We start from the raw sequence: 15,468 nt of genomic DNA on the forward strand, positions 1-15,468 counted from the left end.
AAGATCGCCTATCGCGGCGATTGGCACAAGCAGCAGGCTCAGCGCGTGTTCAGAGCGTATGCGTCCGGTCGCCGTGCTCAAAGCCGATGGCGTCAAACCACGGGCCTTTGACAAAGCCGATGACCTTGAACAACTCACCCATTTCGTGTTCGGCCAGCAGCATCTGGATGGCGCCACGGGTTTTCAGTTGATCGGCCGTGCTGGCATCGCAGGTGCGGGCCAGGGCTTCGCCCAGTCCGCAGTTGGTCAGGAAGCGGCCTTGCGAGGTGTAGCCCAGCACTTCCCAGCCACCTTCTTGTCCAGCGAGTGCAATGCCGGTGAAGTTGACGTGGGTGGTGATGTCTTTCTCGCCGACCAGCACCAGCGGATCCGGGTCGCTTTGGTGCAGGTGATGGCACATCAGGGTGCCGCCGTGGCGCTGGGGCAGGTAGTACTCCGATTCCGGGAAACCGTAGTCCAGGAAGAAAGCGGCGCCACGTGACATGCGTTGTGCCAGCGTTGCCACAAAGGCTTCGGCCTGTCCGTGGGTTTCGGTGACGGTGCCGGGCACGAATTCGCTGTCAGGGCGATCGGTCGGCGGGCGCACCCCGTCCGGTGCCGGCCGGTCGGCCCACGCGAAGGTCGTGGGGGCGTCGGTGCCGTCTGTCGGGGTCAGGGCCACGCCGCGCTCCTGCCACTGCACCCCATCCCACGCCATCAGGTGCACCGGCATGGCGTCCAGCACCTCGTTGCCCACGATCACGCCTTGCAGGTCATCGGGCAGGCTGTCGGCCCAGATCACCTTGTGGACCAGTTCCGGGTGGGCTTTGCGCAGGCGCTCGTGCTGGCGCTCCCGCAGGGTGCCGGAGAGATCGACGATGGTGTAGCGGCTGATCTGGTCGCCCAGTTCACCCAGAATCTGTTCGGCCAACGCACCGGTGCCGGCGCCGAACTCCCAAATCTGATCGGTACCCGTGGCCGCCAGGGCCTGGGCCAGTTGCTTGGCCAGCACTTCGCCGAACAAGGGCGTCAACTCCGGTGCGGTCACGAAGTCTGATCCATCTTGTGGTGCGTGGCCCAGCACCCGGCGACCGCCGCTGTAGTAACCCAGTCCGGGAGCATACAGGGCCAGCTCCATGAAGCGCTCAAAGCGCATCCACCCGCCGCGCTCACGGATTTCGTGCGCAATCAGGTCGGCCAGAGGGTGAGGGTTCAGGGGGGCGGCCACTACACTGTGGCCCGTTGTGGTCGGGCGGTTCATGCCCGAGATTGTAGGAACGTGGAAGGTTTGTCGCAGAAAGTTCGCACATGACGCACGAGTCGAACAAGGTTTTGTCCCCGGATGCCGCAGCCCGGCGGGTGCTCATCACCGGCGGGGCACACCGACTGGGCGCTGTGCTGTGCGAGGTGTTCGCGCAGGCTGGCTGGGAGGTCTGGTGCCACTATCACCGCTCGGCCGAGGCGGCACTCGCCTTGTGCGCGAGGCTGCGTGCACAGGGCTGGCGGGCGCAAGCGATCCAGGCCGACCTGCACGACCAGGCTGATCGCCAGCGCATGGTGGCCGACATCACGGCGCAGGCGGGTGCCCTGCATGCCTTGGTCAACAACGCGTCCAGCTTCGAGCCTGATGCCGCCGACGACTTCGATGTCGCCGCCACGAGGGCGCAGCTGGAGGTCAATCTGGTGGCGCCGCTGGCGCTGTCGGCCCTGGTTGCGCAAGCGGCACCAGCGGGCGAGCCTACGGGGGGGCGCTGCGTCATCCACGTGCTCGACCAGAAGGTGTTCAACCTCAACCCCGATTATTTTTCGTACACGGTGACCAAGCTGGCGCTGGAGCGCGCGGTGGCCTTGCAAGCGCAGGCCCTGGCGCCTGCCGTGCGCGTGTGCGGCGTGGCACCGGGCCTGATGTTTCTGAGCGGCCCGCAAACGCAAGAGAATTTTGACCACGCAGGCCAGGTCAACCTCATGCGCCGGCCCACCGATCCGGCTCAAGTGGCCCAGACCTGCCTGTTTCTCGCCCAAAATCCCTGCATCACCGGGGTGACCCTGGCGGTGGACAACGGCCAACACCTCGTGCCGCTGCCCCGCGACGTCATGTTTGTGGTGCAAGACCTTTTGAAAGGTGGCGATGCAAGCTGACCTCATCACCCAACTGTTGCTTACGTGTCGCCGCATTTTTTTGCGCGACCACGTCATTGAGGTGCGCATTGGCGCGCACGATTTCGAGAAGGCGCGCGCTCAGCGCGTGATCTTCAACATCGAGTTGTTTGTGCCTTATCACCTGTCCACCCCCACGGCCGATCAGCTGCACGAAGTGGTGGACTACGACTTTGTGAGGCAGGTGGTGGCCCGTCGCGTCAACGCGGGTCACGTGGAGCTGCAAGAGACCCTGTGTGATGACCTCGTCAGCGAGCTGATTCAGCACCCCAGTGTGCAGGCCGTGCGACTGTCCACCTGCAAGCCCGATGTCTACCCCGACTGTGCCGGGGTGGGCGTAGAAGTATTCCGAATGAAAGACCCCCAGCCATGTCTCTGACCAAAGGCACGCAGACCCTCAACCTCACCGGCCTGCGTTTTGACGCCAGCCTGGGGGTGTTGGAGCACGAAAAAACCGCCCCCCAGCCCATCCTGGTGGATGCCGAACTCAATATGGGCAGTCAGCCCCTGCTGCCCAAAGACGACGACCTGATGCACGTGCTGGATTACCGCCGTGTGCGCGCCATCATCATTGAGGAGTGCACGGCCCAGCACATCAATCTGCTGGAGACCATGATCGGCAAGCTGTGCAACCGGCTGATGGATCTGCCGGGCGTGCAGGGCGTGCGCGTGCGCATTGCCAAGCTCGAAATCTTTGACGATTGCGAAGTGGCCATCCACATGGAAACCGGCCAATGGTGAGTTTTTGCGCCGTGGCCTCGGCCATCTGAGGCATATGCACGGGGCAAACTGCCCTGACTGAGGGGGGAAATCTGGCCCAAAACCACCAGATCGGCGAAAATGGAAGGTTATGAGCCAAGCCGCCCCCACTTTCCAAGAGTCCCATCTGAGTGCCGTGTCCCCTGATCAGGAGGTCCGCATGGTTGACGACGCCCTGCTGTTCGCCCAAGCCGCCCTGGTCATGGAGGCCGGCGGGACTGATGCCGTGGCCGATGCGGCCGAAGAAGCGCGTGCCAAAAAGCATGCCTTCGAGATGAACAAGCTCAGCAAGCGCCTGCACCGTCAGGTGGGCGAGGCCATCACCGACTTCAACATGATTGAAGATGGCGACAAGGTCATGGTGTGCATGTCGGGCGGCAAAGACAGCTACGGCATGCTGGACATCCTGATGAACCTGCAAAAGCGGGCCCCCATCAAGTTTGAGATCGTGGCGGTCAATCTGGACCAAAAACAACCCGGTTTCCCTGAGCATGTGCTGCCTGAATACCTGACCAAGGTGGGCGTGCCTTTTCGCATTGAAGAGCAGGACACCTACAGCGTGGTCAAGCGTGTCGTGCCCGAGGGCAAGACCACCTGCTCGCTGTGTTCGCGCCTGCGTCGTGGCATCTTGTATCGCGTGGCCACCGAACTGGGTTGCACCAAGATCGCCTTGGGCCACCACCGCGATGACATCCTGCAGACCATGTTCATGAACATGTTCTTTGGGTCGACTCTCAAGGGCATGCCGCCCAAACTGGTGACCGACAACGGTGAACACGTGGTGATCCGCCCCATGGCCTACTGCCGTGAAAAGGACCTGGCCACGTACGCCGAGCATCGTCAGTTCCCCATCATTCCGTGCAACCTGTGCGGCAGCCAGGAAGGCCTGCAGCGTCAGCAGATGCGCGAGATGATCAACGACTGGGATGAGAAATTCCCCGGCCGCGTGGACAACATGTTCACCGCGCTGTCGAACATCATTCCGTCGCACATGATGGACCGCAAGCTCTACCCCTTCACCACCATCAAGGCCACGGGCGTGCCCATGAAGGGCGGCGACATCGCGTTTGACGAAGACGAAGGCTGCGGCGATCCCTCCGATGGCTTGCCTGCCGAAACCTCGGTGCCCCTGAGCGCCATCCCCATTCGCAAGGCGGTGTGACATGAAGCGCTGGCTGCTGGCTGTGCTGTGGTGTGTGAGTGCGCTGTGGTTGGCCGGTTGTGCTGGCCCGCAAGCAATCACCAGTCAGGTGTCCAGTTTTGGCGCCTGGCCGGCAGGGCGCGCGCCGGGCACCTATGTGTTCGAGCGATTGCCCTCGCAGCAAAGCCAGCCGCAATGGCAGGCCACACTGGAGGCGGCTGCGCAGCCGGCGTTGACCGCAGCCGGGTTCAAGCTGGTCGAAGCGCCGGAGCAGGCCGCATTCAGCGTGCAGCTGGGGTCTCAAACCCGTCAGGATCCGCGTCCGCAGTACGACCCGTTCTGGGGGCCGTTTGGCCGATTTGGCTGGGGGGGCTTCTGGGGGACAGGCGGTGGCGGGGTGTCCATGAGCATGCAGATGGAGCCCAACTGGGTCCACATGCAGGTGGATGTGATGATTCGTGACCGTCGCACCGGTGAGGTCCTGTACGAAACCCATGCGACACACGACCGGCTGGGTTCCGTCAGCGTGCAACTGCTGACGCCTTTGTTTGATGCCGCGCTCAAGGACTTTCCGGGTCCTGCTGTGAGTCCGCGTACCATCACCGTCCCGGTCCGTCAGGGCCAGGACTGATTCCTCCCTCTTCCAACAGGCAGTTCATGTCGCTTTCCATCGTCATCATGGCCGCGGGCAAAGGCACCCGCATGAAGTCGTCTCGCCCCAAGGTGCTGCACAAACTGGCCGGGCGCCCGATGCTGGCCCATGTGATCGGCACCACAGCCACCTTGCAAGCCGGCCGCCAGGTGGTCATCACCGGGCATGGTGCCGAGATGGTCGAGACCGCCATGAAAGCGGCCTTTTCCTCGGCGCCCTTGCAGTTCGTGCGGCAGGAGCCCCAACTGGGTACCGGCCATGCGGTGCAGCAAGCGGTGCCCGTGTTGCCAGACGATGGCATCACCCTCATCCTCAATGGCGACACCCCGCTGATCCACGCCAGCACCGCACAGGCCTTGGTCGATGCGTGCGGCGGCGACAAGCTGGCGCTGTTGACCATCAACCTGGCAGACCCCACGGGGTATGGCCGCATCGTTCGCGATGAAACGGGCGTGAAGGTGCTGGGCATCGTCGAACACAAAGACGCCACGCCCGAGCAGCGCGCCATCCACGAGGTGTACACCGGCATGATGGCGGCACCCACGGCGCGCTTGAAGCAATGGCTCGCGCGTCTGGACAACCGGAACGCCCAAGGGGAGTACTACCTGACCGATGTGGTGGCCATGGCCCAGGCCGAAGGCCTGAGTGTGGTCGCCGCACAGCCGCGTGACGAGGTGGAGGTGCTGGGCGTCAACAGCCCTGCGCAATTGGCTGACCTGGAGCGCCGGTACCAGCGTGTGCAGGCAGAACGCCTGATGGAGCAGGGCGTGCGTTTGGCTGATCCGGCCCGTTTTGACCTGCGTGGCACCCTGCAGTGCGGCCAGGATGTGGACATCGACGTCAACTGCGTGTTCGAAGGCCAGGTCACGTTGGGCGATGAAGTGCAGATTGGCGCCAACTGTGTCATTCGCAATGCGAGCATCGCTCGTGGCGCGGTGATCCATCCCTTTACCCACATTGATGGCGACACCCAAGGCGCCAGCGTGGGCGAGGGGGCCTTGATCGGTCCGTTCGCGCGCTTGCGCCCTGGTGCCAAGCTGGGCAAAGAGGTGCACATCGGCAACTTTGTCGAGGTCAAGAACTCCACCCTGGCCGATGGCGCCAAGGCCAACCACCTGGCCTACCTGGGTGACGCCGATGTGGGCGAGCGCGTCAATTACGGCGCCGGCAGCATCACGGCCAACTACGATGGGGCCAACAAGCACCGCACCGTCATTGGCAATGACGTGCACGTGGGCTCCAACTGCGTGCTGATCGCACCGATCAGCCTGGGCGACGGTGCCACCATCGGTGGCGGCAGCACGATCAGCAAGGATGCGCCAGCCGGGCAACTCACCGTGGCGCGAGCCAAACAAGTCTCCCTGAATGGGTGGCAGCGTCCGCAAAAGGTGAAGCGCTGAACGGCTAATATGGCCGCATGAACCACTATGAACGCCTGAAAGTTGCACAGGACGCCCCGCCAGAGGTCGTCCGTGCTGCCTATCGGGCGTTGGCAGGCAAGTTGCACCCGGATCGCCAAGCGTCCGGGGCGCCGACGGGCCCGCAAGATGAGTGGCATGAACAGATGGCTGCGCTCAACGCGGCTTATGAAACGCTGATCGACCCGCAATTGCGCCGCGAATATGACGCGACGCTCATGCCGTGGCGAGCCTCTGCCAGTGACGCTGCGGTCCCGACCGATGCGGGTGAGGCGTCTGGCGCGCAGGCCGGCGCAGCCCGTGTGGACCTGGATTGGGTCACGCCAGAAATGGTCGCGACCGAAGCCGTCTGGCCGCCCAGCAAGCGTGTGATTGTTTTGGTGGGTGGCGTGAGCGCGCTGCTCACCATGGCCATCGTGTCGCTGATCTGGCACCTGGTGTCGTCGCACCAAATGGAGCAGGCCCTGTCAGATCACTATGCCATGCGGCCACCGCCCATGGCCTCTGGTGCGTCTCAGGGAGACGATGCGGTCATGTCGACGCCGTTTCCGCCTCAGCCTGTGGAGCCGGCGCAGCGTGTCCGTGTGGCCGATGGCAGCGCACAGCCCGATCGAGAGGGCCTCGCAGGGGCTGCCCCACATCGTCCGACGGTGGAGGAGTTGTCCCGGATGTCGGATGAGGAACTGTTGAAGGTGCTGCCTTCTCTGGATGCTCGCGCGGCACCGGCCGAGGCGCCTCCCGCCATGCGAGGCTACGGTCTGGCGGCCACCCGGCATCATCCTCTGGATGGCAAGCCCTTGTCCTTGCGTTCCGACGCGAAACTGGTGGACCCACTGGCACCCGATGCCAAGCCCTGAGGCCCGTCAGGCCATCGGGATCTGCGTGCCGAACTTGGCGCGCTTCACCGAGAAGAACGCGCGCACATTGCGCACCTGAGCGTCTTGCGTGAACAGGCGGTGGGCCAGGGTCTGATAGGCCGGCATGTCCCGCACTTGCACCACCAGCACGAAATCCGGACCGGGGGACACCCGCCAGCATTGCTGCACTTCGGCATCGGCCACCGCGCGGGCCTCGAACGCGTCGAGCACCTCTTGCGTCTGAACATCCAGGCTGATCTCGACCAGGGCTGTCAGCCCCCATCCTAGGGTCTGCGCCAAGCGGTGGGGCGACAGGATGCACACCTGTCGTTCGATGAAGCCTTCGTCGCGCAATCGTTTGATGCGCCGGTGACAGGTGGCTGGCGAGATGTGGACCTGATCGGCCAGTGCCTGATGAGACCATGTTGCGTCTTGCTGCAGCAGGGTCAGCAGCTTCAAGTCGATGGCGTCCAGTTCGGTAGCATGTGGGGTTGTCATGAAAGAATTATTCACCAATCCTTTGAATTTGAAATGCATTGTTTGTGTTGGGTGATTGATGAATGAATCATTCATTTTTGCGATCAATATGAACGGTTCATTCTTGCTGGCTGTTCTAGGATGCTCACCTACCGCTTGATATCTGTGGAGACAGCAGCATGTGTGGCATCGTCGGCGCCGTTGGTTCGCGCAACATCGTTCCCGTTCTGGTCGAGGGGCTGAAGCGCCTGGAATACCGGGGATACGACTCCTGTGGCGTAGCGGTGCTGCAAGACGGGCAATTGCGTCGCACCCGCAGCACCGAGCGGGTGGCGGAGCTGGACGCCCAGGCGACGACCGAAGGCGTGCAAAGCACGCTGGGCATTGCCCACACCCGCTGGGCCACACACGGCGCGCCGGCCGTGCACAACGCGCACCCTCATTTTTCGCATGGCCCGGGTGCCGATGCGGCTCAGACCAAGCCAGGTCGTGTGGCCCTGGTGCACAACGGCATCATCGAGAACCACGAAGAGCTGCGCCGGGAACTGCAAGCCAAGGGCTATGTGTTCCTGAGCCAGACGGACACCGAGGTCATTGCGCATCTGGTGGATCACTTGTACGACGGCGATCTGTTTGCGGCGGTCAAGGCGGCCACTCAGCGTCTGACTGGGGCCTATGCGATTGCCGTGTTCCACCGAGATGAGCCGCAACGTGTGATCGGTGCCCGCCAGGGCTCGCCCTTGATCATGGGTGTGGGCGGGGCGGACAGCGCCGAACGTTTTTTGGCGTCGGACGCCATGGCCTTGGCCGGCGTGACTGACCAGATCGTGTACCTGGAAGAGGGCGATGTGGTGGACCTGCAGCCCGGGCGCCATTGGATTGAGCATCGCAGTGCGGACGGCCAACACGTGCGTGTGGAGCCTGAGCAGCGCCCGGTGCGCACGGTGACCGCGCACAGCGGCGCCGTGGAGTTGGGGCCGTATCGCCACTACATGCAAAAGGAAATCTTCGAGCAGCCCCGCGCGATCGCGGACACGCTCGAGGGGGTCGAGGCCATCACGCCCACCCTGTTTGGGGACGGGGCCGAAGCGGTCTTTCAGCAGATTGACCGTGTGCTGATCCTGGCCTGCGGGACCAGCTACTACTCGGGCTCGGCTGCGAAGTACTGGCTGGAATCCATTGCCAAGATCCCCACGCAGGTGGAAATTGCCAGCGAGTACCGCTATCGCGACAGCGTGCCAGACCCTCGCACGCTCGTGGTCACCATCAGTCAGTCGGGTGAAACCGCCGACACCCTGGCTGCACTCAAGCATGCGCGTAGCCTGGGCATGGAGCAGACCCTGACCATCTGCAACGTGGCGACCTCGGCCATGGTGCGCGAGTGCAAGTTGTCTTACGTGACACGTGCCGGCGCTGAAATTGGCGTGGCGTCGACCAAAGCGTTCACCACCCAGCTGGCGGGGCTGTTCTTGTTGACCCTGACCTTGGCCAAATTGCGCGGCCATTTGAGCGCCGAACAAGAGGCTCAACATCTGAGCGCCATGCGTCACTTGCCCGTGGCCTTGCAAGCCGTGCTGGCGCTGGAGCCTCAAGTGGTCGCTTGGGCAGAAGCCTTTGCCCGCAAGGAAAACGCCTTGTTCCTGGGACGTGGCCTGCACTACCCGATTGCACTGGAAGGTGCGCTCAAGCTCAAGGAAATCAGCTACATCCACGCCGAGGCGTATCCGGCAGGCGAACTCAAGCACGGTCCGCTGGCACTGGTCACGGCCGAGATGCCCGTGGTGACCGTGGCGCCCAACGACGTTCTGCTGGAAAAGCTCAAGAGCAACATGCAGGAAGTGCGCGCACGCGGCGGCGAGCTGTATGTGTGCGCCGATGCAGACACGCAGATCCAGGCCGAACCAGGCATCCATGTCATCCGCATGCCCGAGCACTATGGCGCCCTGTCAGCCATCCTGCACGTGGTGCCACTGCAATTGCTGGCCTATCACACGGCGTGCGCCAAGGGCACGGACGTTGACAAGCCACGCAATTTGGCCAAGTCGGTCACGGTGGAGTGAGCGGGCGTGGATCATCAACCTGACAACCCGCTGCATGGGGCCACGCTCCAGCACATGGTCGAATGTCTGGCCGACCATTACGGTTGGGCTGAGTTGGGGCACCTGATCCCGATTCGCTGCTTCACGCATGACCCCAGCGTGTCATCGAGCTTGAAGTTCCTGCGGCGCACGCCGTGGGCGCGGGCCAAGGTTGAAGCGCTGTACGTGGAGACGTGGTTGCGCGCACGTGGCCGCTGACGCGCGGTCAGCGCGGCTTCTGGCCGATGGCAATGCCCATCTGTTCCAGCACCCGGGTCGCGTTGTCTTGGCACGCCACATCCTCCGGCTTGGTGTCGATCAGGTGCAGCAGGTTGTGCAGATTGGCTTTGTTTTGAGCCAGGCGAACCTCCATCGATTCGATGTCGGCGATTTTCTTGCGGAGCGCCGCGATCAATTCGTCATGGCGCCAATTGCGTAAATCGTCGGGCAGGATCTGCTTGATTTCGTCCAGACTGAAACCGGTCTGTTGGGCATTGGTGATGATGGCCAGCACGGCCACGGCTTCCAGCGGGTACGCGCGATAGCCGTTTTCTTGACGGCTGACTGCATTCAGCAGGCCTTTGGACTCGTAGAACCGGATGGTCGATGTCGTCAGGCCGCTTCGTTTGGCGAGTTCTCCGATTCGCATTGGCGTCTCCATGTTGAGCCGAGGTGTGCGGGGCGTGGCCTCGCCACACTTTAACCTTCAAGCTAGGTTGAGAGTCAACTTCCATGCCGACCGTGCCACCGGACATTTGACATCTCAGGGGCGGCGGTCGGTAGACTGGTGTGGATCTTGGAAAGGTGAGTGATGACTGGTTCCTCTCGGCGCATTTTGATTGCAGGTGCCACTGGGCACGTCGGCAAACAGATCCTGACGCAGCTGTTGGCGGATGCATCGGTGTCGCATGTGTATGCCCTGGGGCGCCGGGCGCCATCGATCGAGCACCCCAAGCTGATGCCGATCCTGACGGATTTCTCCAAGGTGGCATCGGTGCCGGCCGTGGACGAGGTGTACTTGGCCTTGGGGACCACCATGCGTCTGGCCGGAAGTGAAGCCGCCTTTCGTGCGGTTGATTTTGATGCGGTGTACGTCTCTGCGCAGGCCGCATTGGCTGCTGGCGCCAAAAGGGCGGGCTTGGTCAGCGCCGTGGATGCGGCGCCCACTTCCCGCTTCTTTTACAACCGGGTCAAAGGCGAGATCGAAACCGCTCTGCGCGCCTTGCCTTTCGATGCTTTGGTGATTGCGCGGCCCTCGATGTTGTTAGGGACGCGCGGGGACGAGGGGCGTGCTGAAAGCTGGGTCGAGCGACTCTCAGCCAAGCTGCTGCCGGGTGTGGCGCGCTGGGTGCCGAGCGCCTATCGCCCGATTGGGCCCGAGGCTGTGGCGCGTGCCTTGACGCATTGGGTGCCTCGCGCCCACGGGGTCAAGTGGCTTGCTTCGGGTGAGATGCTCGACATGAAGGCTGCGGGCTGAGGTAAAGGGGCAGCAGGCTTGACATTGAAGTTAACTTGAAACTTATGCTGAGGTCTCCATGATCCAGGAGACCTTGTGATGAGCCCCTTTTCCCCGTTGTCGTTGCCGAATGGCAGCACGCTGCCCAATCGTCTGGCCAAGGCCGCGATGGAAGAAAACATGGCCGATGGCGACCATGCGCCGTCTGAGGCCTTGATCCAGTTGTACCGAGCGTGGGCCGAAGGTGGTGCGGGGCTGCTGATCACGGGCAACGTCATGGTGGACCGCCGTGCGATGACCAACTCCGGCGTCGTCGTGCTGGATTCTGAACAGTTCGCGCCGCGCTTTCGAGCCTGGGCACAGGCAGCGCGCGCACAGGGGGCGCAGGTGTGGATGCAGATCAACCACCCTGGGCGACAGATGCCTGCGGCGCTGCAGCAAGTGACGCTCGCACCCTCTGAAGTGGCCATGGACCTGGGGGGCTTTTCGAAGCAATTTGCCCCGCCGAAGGCGATGACGGAGCAAGACATTCAGGATGTCAAAGCACGCTTCATCGGCGCTGCACGACTGGCTGAAAAATTGGGCTTCACGGGCGTGCAAATTCATGCGGCACATGGCTATTTGCTCAGCCAGTTCCTGTCGCCATTGAGCAATCGCCGTACCGATCAGTGGGGAGGCAGCCTGGCCAACCGCGTACGTCTGCTGTTGGAGATTGTGCAGGGGGTGCGTGCCACGGTCGCACCGACGTTCGCTGTGTCCGTCAAGCTCAATTCGGCTGATTTCCAACGGGGTGGGTTCAGCGCTGACGATGCCAAGGCGGTGGTGGCCATGCTCAATCCCTTGGGCATCGATCTGATCGAGCTTTCGGGCGGCAGCTACGAGGTGCCAGCCATGCATGGGCAGACCCGTGACGGGCGCACGTTGGCGCGTGAGGCGTACTTCTTGGAATTTGCGAAAGACATCGCCGCTGTGGCACAGATGCCTGTCATGGTCACGGGAGGGATTCGTCGCCTTCCGGTTGTGATGCAAGTGCTCGGCAGTGGCGTGGATGTGGTGGGCATGGCCACGGCGCTGGCGATTCAACCGGATTTGCCCAAGGCATGGCAGGCCGGGCAAGACGATGCGCCTGCCTTGCGCCCCATCACCCTGAAAAACAAGGTGCTGGCATCGGTGGCTTACATGGCGATGGTGAAGCATCAGTTCCGACGTCTGAGTCGCAGGATGCCGACCAATCCGGATGTGGCGCCATGGAAAGCACTGCTGGCAGAGCAATTGGACAAGGGCTGGCGCAATTGGCGCTATCGCCGAGCCATGCGTGCACGGACCGCCTGACTTCGGGTAGCATGTGGCACATGTCTTTCCGTTTTGCCCTCATTTCTGCTGCGCGAGCCCCACGAGCTGCACGAGCCCGTGGCTTGCTGCTGTGCGCCTGGAATGAGAGAACGTTGACCTAGACCCGATTTACCAACTGTTTTCTTCCCCGAAAGGCCACAGCTTCCGCTGTGGCCTTTTTTGTTTTTGCTGCGTCACTTTTGAAAGGACCCTGCCATGCAGCCTCAGCCACAACCCACGCACATGTTTGATCGACTCATGCCCATCGTGCAACGCCCCCACGAGGTGTTTGTGCGCGGCGAGGCGGCGTGGTTGTGGGATGCGGCGGGGCGGCGCTATCTGGATTGGTTGCAAGGCTGGGCGGTGAATGCTTTGGGGCATTGTCCGAAGGAGATTCAGCAAGCGCTGGCCACTCAGTCCGGCTTGCTGCTGACGCCGAGTCCGGCATTGCACAACCAGCCGTCGCTGCTGCTCGCGGAACGCCTGTGCCAACTCAGTGGCATGCATCAGGTGTACTTTGGTAGTACGGGCGCCGAGGCCAACGAATGCGCCATCAAGCTGGCGCGCAAGTGGGGCCGACTTCATCGGCAAGGTGCGTTTGAAATCATCACCTTCGACAACGCGTTTCACGGTCGCAATCTCGGCACCATGGCCGCCAGCGGCAAAGCCGGGTGGGATCAACTGTTTCCGCCCAACCTGCCTGGTTTTGCCAAGGCGCGTCTGAATGACCTGGCATCAGTGCGTGAGCGGATTCATGACCGGACGGTGGCCATCATGCTGGAGCCTGTGCAAGGCGAAGCGGGTGTCCGTCCTGCCACGCCTGCGTTCTTGCAGGCGCTGCGTCAGCTGTGCGATGAGCATGGCCTGTTGTTGATCCTGGATGAGGTACAAACCGGTTGCGGTCGATTGGGCAGCATGTTTGCGTTTCAGCGCTATGGCGTGACGCCCGACATCGTGACCCTGGGGAAGGGCCTTGGCGGCGGGGTGCCCATTTCTGCAGTGCTGACCCAGCAGCATTGCAGCGTGTTTGAAGCCGGGGATCAGGGCGGGACCTACGCTGGCAATCCCTTGATGTGTGCCGCCAGCCTGTCCGTGTTGCAGACGGTCAGTCAGCCTGCATTCCTGTCGCACGTGAATGAAATGGGCCGGTTGCTGGCATCCGGGCTGATGCATCTGTCAGCCCGACATGGACTGGGCGAAGTGCGCGGAGATGGCTTGCTCTGGGCGTTGGAGTTGGGCACTGATACCGCGCCAGAAGTGGTGCGGCAATGCCGTCAACAAGGATTGCTGGTGAATGCTGCGCGCCCGCATTGTTTGCGCCTGATGCCCAGACTGAACAGCACGCCCGAAGAAGTGCAGGAAGGTTTGGCGATATTGGGGCGAGTCATGGCGGCGCTTTGATGCGGGAAAATGGCGGGCATGAGCACGCCAGACCTTCCTGATCCCGATCCCATGCCACAACCTCCCGAGGCGCCAGACCTCAATGCCTGCTGTGGCAGCGGTTGTGATCCGTGCATCTTTGACGCGCATGACATGGCCATGGACGAGTACCGACGCGCCCTGCGGGCCTGGCAGGCGCGTCATCCGGAAGCCAGACCCGAACCCAACAGTCTGCCTAAGGCAGACTGACGCACTCACCCCAATTTGTACGCCCGCAAGCTGCTCCAGCGTGTCAGCCAGCGATAGCTGAGCGTGAAGCCAGGCCAGTTGGTGCTGTTGTGGCCATTGGCGTCGACATACCAGCTCTTGCAGCCGTTCCACACCGTGTGCTGCAGGCGTTGCTGCACGTCCGCGTTGTAGTGCTGATGCACGGCCGGGTCGGGTTCCAGGGTGGTGCGTTGCTGGGCATCCATCGCTTTCAAGCAGCGCATCACATGGGCAATCTGGCTCTCGATCATGTAAACAATCGAGTTGTGACCCAGGTTGGTGTTGGGCCCGTACAGCATGAACAAATTCGGGAAGCCCGGCATGGTGAGGCCCAGATAGGCCTGCGCGCCATTGCGCCAGGCCTCGTTCAAATCCAGCCCCTGTCGGCCTTTGATCTGCATGGGGGCCAGGAACTTGGTGGCTTCAAAGCCGGTGCCGTAGACCAGCACGTCGGCGGGGTGCACGATGCCATCACGTGTCATGACCCCGTCCGGGGTGATTCGCTGGATGCCCTGCGTGTGCAGGTGCACCTGAGGTTGCGCCATGGTGGCCAGATATTCACTGGACAGCAGAATGCGCTTGCAGCCAATCGGATAGTCCGGTGTGAGTTGCTGGCGCAGCGCAGGGTCAGAGACCTGTGCCTTGAGCAGGCGCTGAAACGGCACGCCGACCGCCAGCTTCATCAAACCCTTGAAGCGCGTAAAGGCCAACGCCCGGTACTCGTATTGCGTGTAAATCCAGGCACGGTGCAGGCGCATGGCGCCCGGAACATGGGCAAACAACCAGCGCTCCAACGACGTGTAGGGACGATCAGGGCGCTTCATCATGTATGCCGGTGAGCGCTGATACACATCCAGGTTGGCAACCTGCTTGGCAATGGCTGGCACAAACTGAATGGCTGAGGCGCCCGTGCCGATCACCGCCACGCGCTTGCCTGTCAGTGACACGGTGTGATCCCACTGGGCCGAGTGGAAACTGGGGCCTGCAAAGCGCTTCAGGCCCTCGATGGCAGGCATCGCCGGCTGACTCAGCTGTCCGGTTCCGGTGATGAGGAACTGCGCGCTCAGTTCACGCCCATCTTTCAACTGCACGCGCCACAACTGTTTGGCGTCATCAAAAGCAGCCCCCGCGACCTCGCTGTCGAATTGAATGTGCTGGCGCAGCTTGTATTTGTCGGCGCAGTGACGCAGGTAGTCAAAAATCTCGCGCTGACTGGCGAATACGCGGGTCCAGTTTGGATTGGGTTCAAACGAGAACGAGTACAGGTGCGAGGGCACATCACAGGCCGCCCCCGGATAGGCGTTGTCCCGCCAGACGCCGCCCACGTCCGAAGCGCGCTCCAGAATGACAAAGTCCTGAATGCCTGCCTTGCGCAAGGCAATCGCCATGCCCATGCCCGCGAAGCCGGTGCCGATGATGATGAAACGCAGTGGAGAGGGTGACGACATGGAATGAGGTGGCCGGCACACGGATCCCGGCCCAAAGTTGGACGCAAGATGGTGCGGGGGAACCTCG

At 62.5% G+C, this 15,468-nt stretch carries 16 protein-coding genes and 1 pseudogene; 13 read left to right on the forward strand and 4 right to left on the reverse strand.

Translation table 11 applies throughout. From position 1 onward, the window contains the following. Positions 1 to 49 precede the first annotated feature (49 nt). Positions 50 to 1,240, reverse strand: a complete 1,191-nt coding sequence (locus tag ACMV18_RS00790) for a class I SAM-dependent methyltransferase (protein WP_420816306.1) — start codon at positions 1,238 to 1,240, stop codon at positions 50 to 52. Between the two features lie 47 nt (positions 1,241 to 1,287). On the opposite strand from ACMV18_RS00790, the gene ACMV18_RS00795 reads away from it, so the two are divergent. From ACMV18_RS00795 to ACMV18_RS00825, 7 genes are all read left to right on the forward strand, one after another. Then, positions 1,288 to 2,118 carry an SDR family oxidoreductase gene (locus ACMV18_RS00795; protein WP_420816307.1) on the forward strand — a complete coding sequence of 277 codons (831 nt, stop codon included), beginning with the start codon at positions 1,288 to 1,290 and terminating at the stop codon, positions 2,116 to 2,118. Beyond that, the gene (locus tag ACMV18_RS00800) at positions 2,108 to 2,515 is read left to right on the forward strand and encodes a dihydroneopterin aldolase (protein ID WP_420816308.1); all 408 of its coding nucleotides are present in this window, start codon (positions 2,108 to 2,110) and stop codon (positions 2,513 to 2,515) included. The genes ACMV18_RS00795 and ACMV18_RS00800 overlap by 11 nt, the downstream gene beginning before the upstream one ends. After that, positions 2,506 to 2,877, forward strand: coding sequence for a dihydroneopterin aldolase (locus ACMV18_RS00805; RefSeq protein WP_420816309.1), 372 nt, complete (start codon positions 2,506 to 2,508; stop codon positions 2,875 to 2,877). Before ACMV18_RS00800 ends, ACMV18_RS00805 begins: the two co-directional genes overlap by 10 nt. 178 nt (positions 2,878 to 3,055) lie before the next feature. After that, positions 3,056 to 4,057 (forward strand): tRNA 2-thiocytidine(32) synthetase TtcA, encoded by a 1,002-nt coding sequence (gene ttcA / locus ACMV18_RS00810; protein WP_374259368.1) that lies wholly within the window; start codon positions 3,056 to 3,058, stop codon positions 4,055 to 4,057. A gap of 1 nt (position 4,058) precedes the next feature. Then, positions 4,059 to 4,667, forward strand: coding sequence for a DUF4136 domain-containing protein (locus tag ACMV18_RS00815; protein ID WP_420816310.1), 609 nt, complete (start codon positions 4,059 to 4,061; stop codon positions 4,665 to 4,667). A 26-nt stretch (positions 4,668 to 4,693) separates the two neighbouring features. After that, entirely contained in the window at positions 4,694 to 6,088 is a 1,395-nt protein-coding gene (gene glmU, locus ACMV18_RS00820; protein ID WP_420816311.1) for a bifunctional UDP-N-acetylglucosamine diphosphorylase/glucosamine-1-phosphate N-acetyltransferase GlmU, read from the forward strand. 17 nt (positions 6,089 to 6,105) lie between these two features. Continuing rightward, positions 6,106 to 6,963, forward strand: coding sequence for a J domain-containing protein (locus ACMV18_RS00825; RefSeq protein ID WP_420816312.1), 858 nt, complete (start codon positions 6,106 to 6,108; stop codon positions 6,961 to 6,963). Between the two features lie 6 nt (positions 6,964 to 6,969). Here the strand turns inward: ACMV18_RS00825 and ACMV18_RS00830 are convergent, their stop codons facing one another. Beyond that, positions 6,970 to 7,461 carry an Lrp/AsnC family transcriptional regulator gene (locus tag ACMV18_RS00830; RefSeq protein ID WP_420816313.1) on the reverse strand — a complete coding sequence of 164 codons (492 nt, stop codon included), beginning with the start codon at positions 7,459 to 7,461 and terminating at the stop codon, positions 6,970 to 6,972. 158 nt (positions 7,462 to 7,619) lie between these two features. Between ACMV18_RS00830 and glmS the strand changes: the two genes are divergently transcribed. After that, complete coding sequence (gene glmS / locus ACMV18_RS00835; RefSeq protein ID WP_420816314.1) at positions 7,620 to 9,500, forward strand: glutamine--fructose-6-phosphate transaminase (isomerizing); 1,881 nt, start codon at positions 7,620 to 7,622, stop codon at positions 9,498 to 9,500. A 6-nt stretch (positions 9,501 to 9,506) separates the two neighbouring features. Beyond that, positions 9,507 to 9,737: a VF530 family DNA-binding protein gene (locus ACMV18_RS00840; RefSeq protein ID WP_420816315.1), complete on the forward strand. Its 231-nt coding sequence runs from the start codon at positions 9,507 to 9,509 to the stop codon at positions 9,735 to 9,737. A gap of 7 nt (positions 9,738 to 9,744) precedes the next feature. Here ACMV18_RS00840 and ACMV18_RS00845 read toward each other — a convergent pair whose 3' ends face one another. After that, positions 9,745 to 10,167 carry a MerR family transcriptional regulator gene (locus ACMV18_RS00845; RefSeq protein WP_420816316.1) on the reverse strand — a complete coding sequence of 141 codons (423 nt, stop codon included), beginning with the start codon at positions 10,165 to 10,167 and terminating at the stop codon, positions 9,745 to 9,747. Positions 10,168 to 10,329: 162 nt separating this feature from the next. Between ACMV18_RS00845 and ACMV18_RS00850 the strand changes: the two genes are divergently transcribed. The 4 genes from ACMV18_RS00850 (at position 10,330) to ACMV18_RS00865 (ending at position 13,935) form a co-directional block, all read left to right on the forward strand. After that, positions 10,330 to 10,995, forward strand: coding sequence for an NAD(P)H-binding protein (locus tag ACMV18_RS00850; protein ID WP_420816317.1), 666 nt, complete (start codon positions 10,330 to 10,332; stop codon positions 10,993 to 10,995). A 78-nt stretch (positions 10,996 to 11,073) separates the two neighbouring features. Continuing rightward, on the forward strand, positions 11,074 to 12,306 hold the full coding sequence (locus tag ACMV18_RS00855; protein ID WP_420816318.1) for an NADH:flavin oxidoreductase/NADH oxidase family protein: 1,233 nt from the start codon (positions 11,074 to 11,076) through the stop codon (positions 12,304 to 12,306). Positions 12,307 to 12,549: 243 nt separating this feature from the next. After that, positions 12,550 to 13,707, forward strand: coding sequence for an acetylornithine transaminase (locus ACMV18_RS00860; protein ID WP_420816319.1), 1,158 nt, complete (start codon positions 12,550 to 12,552; stop codon positions 13,705 to 13,707). A 9-nt stretch (positions 13,708 to 13,716) separates the two neighbouring features. Then, positions 13,717 to 13,935, forward strand: coding sequence for an oxidoreductase-like domain-containing protein (locus tag ACMV18_RS00865; protein ID WP_420816320.1), 219 nt, complete (start codon positions 13,717 to 13,719; stop codon positions 13,933 to 13,935). 14 nt (positions 13,936 to 13,949) lie between these two features. Here ACMV18_RS00865 and ACMV18_RS00870 read toward each other — a convergent pair. Next, positions 13,950 to 15,401: pseudogene (locus tag ACMV18_RS00870) on the reverse strand (flavin-containing monooxygenase); the annotation flags it as partial. Between the last annotated feature and the right edge of the window lie 67 nt (positions 15,402 to 15,468).

This window comes from Aquabacterium sp., assembly GCF_048860245.1.
GTDB lineage: Bacteria > Pseudomonadota > Gammaproteobacteria > Burkholderiales > Burkholderiaceae_C > Aquabacterium.

What these genes read in the sequence shown, in the direction of transcription:
- ACMV18_RS00790 (WP_420816306.1), bottom strand. Translation starts at nt 1,240, where the DNA reads ATGAACCGCCCGACCACAACGGGCCACAGTGTAGTGGCCGCCCCCCTG.
- ACMV18_RS00850 (WP_420816317.1), top strand. Translation starts at nt 10,330, where the DNA reads ATGACTGGTTCCTCTCGGCGCATTTTGATTGCAGGTGCCACTGGGCAC.
- ACMV18_RS00845 (WP_420816316.1), bottom strand. Translation starts at nt 10,167, where the DNA reads ATGCGAATCGGAGAACTCGCCAAACGAAGCGGCCTGACGACATCGACC.
- ACMV18_RS00860 (WP_420816319.1), top strand. Translation starts at nt 12,550, where the DNA reads ATGTTTGATCGACTCATGCCCATCGTGCAACGCCCCCACGAGGTGTTT.
- ACMV18_RS00805 (WP_420816309.1), top strand. Translation starts at nt 2,506, where the DNA reads ATGTCTCTGACCAAAGGCACGCAGACCCTCAACCTCACCGGCCTGCGT.
- ACMV18_RS00800 (WP_420816308.1), top strand. Translation starts at nt 2,108, where the DNA reads ATGCAAGCTGACCTCATCACCCAACTGTTGCTTACGTGTCGCCGCATT.
- glmS (WP_420816314.1), top strand. Translation starts at nt 7,620, where the DNA reads ATGTGTGGCATCGTCGGCGCCGTTGGTTCGCGCAACATCGTTCCCGTT.
- ACMV18_RS00865 (WP_420816320.1), top strand. Translation starts at nt 13,717, where the DNA reads ATGGCGGGCATGAGCACGCCAGACCTTCCTGATCCCGATCCCATGCCA.
- ACMV18_RS00795 (WP_420816307.1), top strand. Translation starts at nt 1,288, where the DNA reads ATGACGCACGAGTCGAACAAGGTTTTGTCCCCGGATGCCGCAGCCCGG.
- ACMV18_RS00830 (WP_420816313.1), bottom strand. Translation starts at nt 7,461, where the DNA reads ATGACAACCCCACATGCTACCGAACTGGACGCCATCGACTTGAAGCTG.
- ACMV18_RS00815 (WP_420816310.1), top strand. Translation starts at nt 4,059, where the DNA reads ATGAAGCGCTGGCTGCTGGCTGTGCTGTGGTGTGTGAGTGCGCTGTGG.
- ACMV18_RS00825 (WP_420816312.1), top strand. Translation starts at nt 6,106, where the DNA reads ATGAACCACTATGAACGCCTGAAAGTTGCACAGGACGCCCCGCCAGAG.
- glmU (WP_420816311.1), top strand. Translation starts at nt 4,694, where the DNA reads ATGTCGCTTTCCATCGTCATCATGGCCGCGGGCAAAGGCACCCGCATG.
- ACMV18_RS00855 (WP_420816318.1), top strand. Translation starts at nt 11,074, where the DNA reads ATGAGCCCCTTTTCCCCGTTGTCGTTGCCGAATGGCAGCACGCTGCCC.
- ttcA (WP_374259368.1), top strand. Translation starts at nt 3,056, where the DNA reads ATGGTTGACGACGCCCTGCTGTTCGCCCAAGCCGCCCTGGTCATGGAG.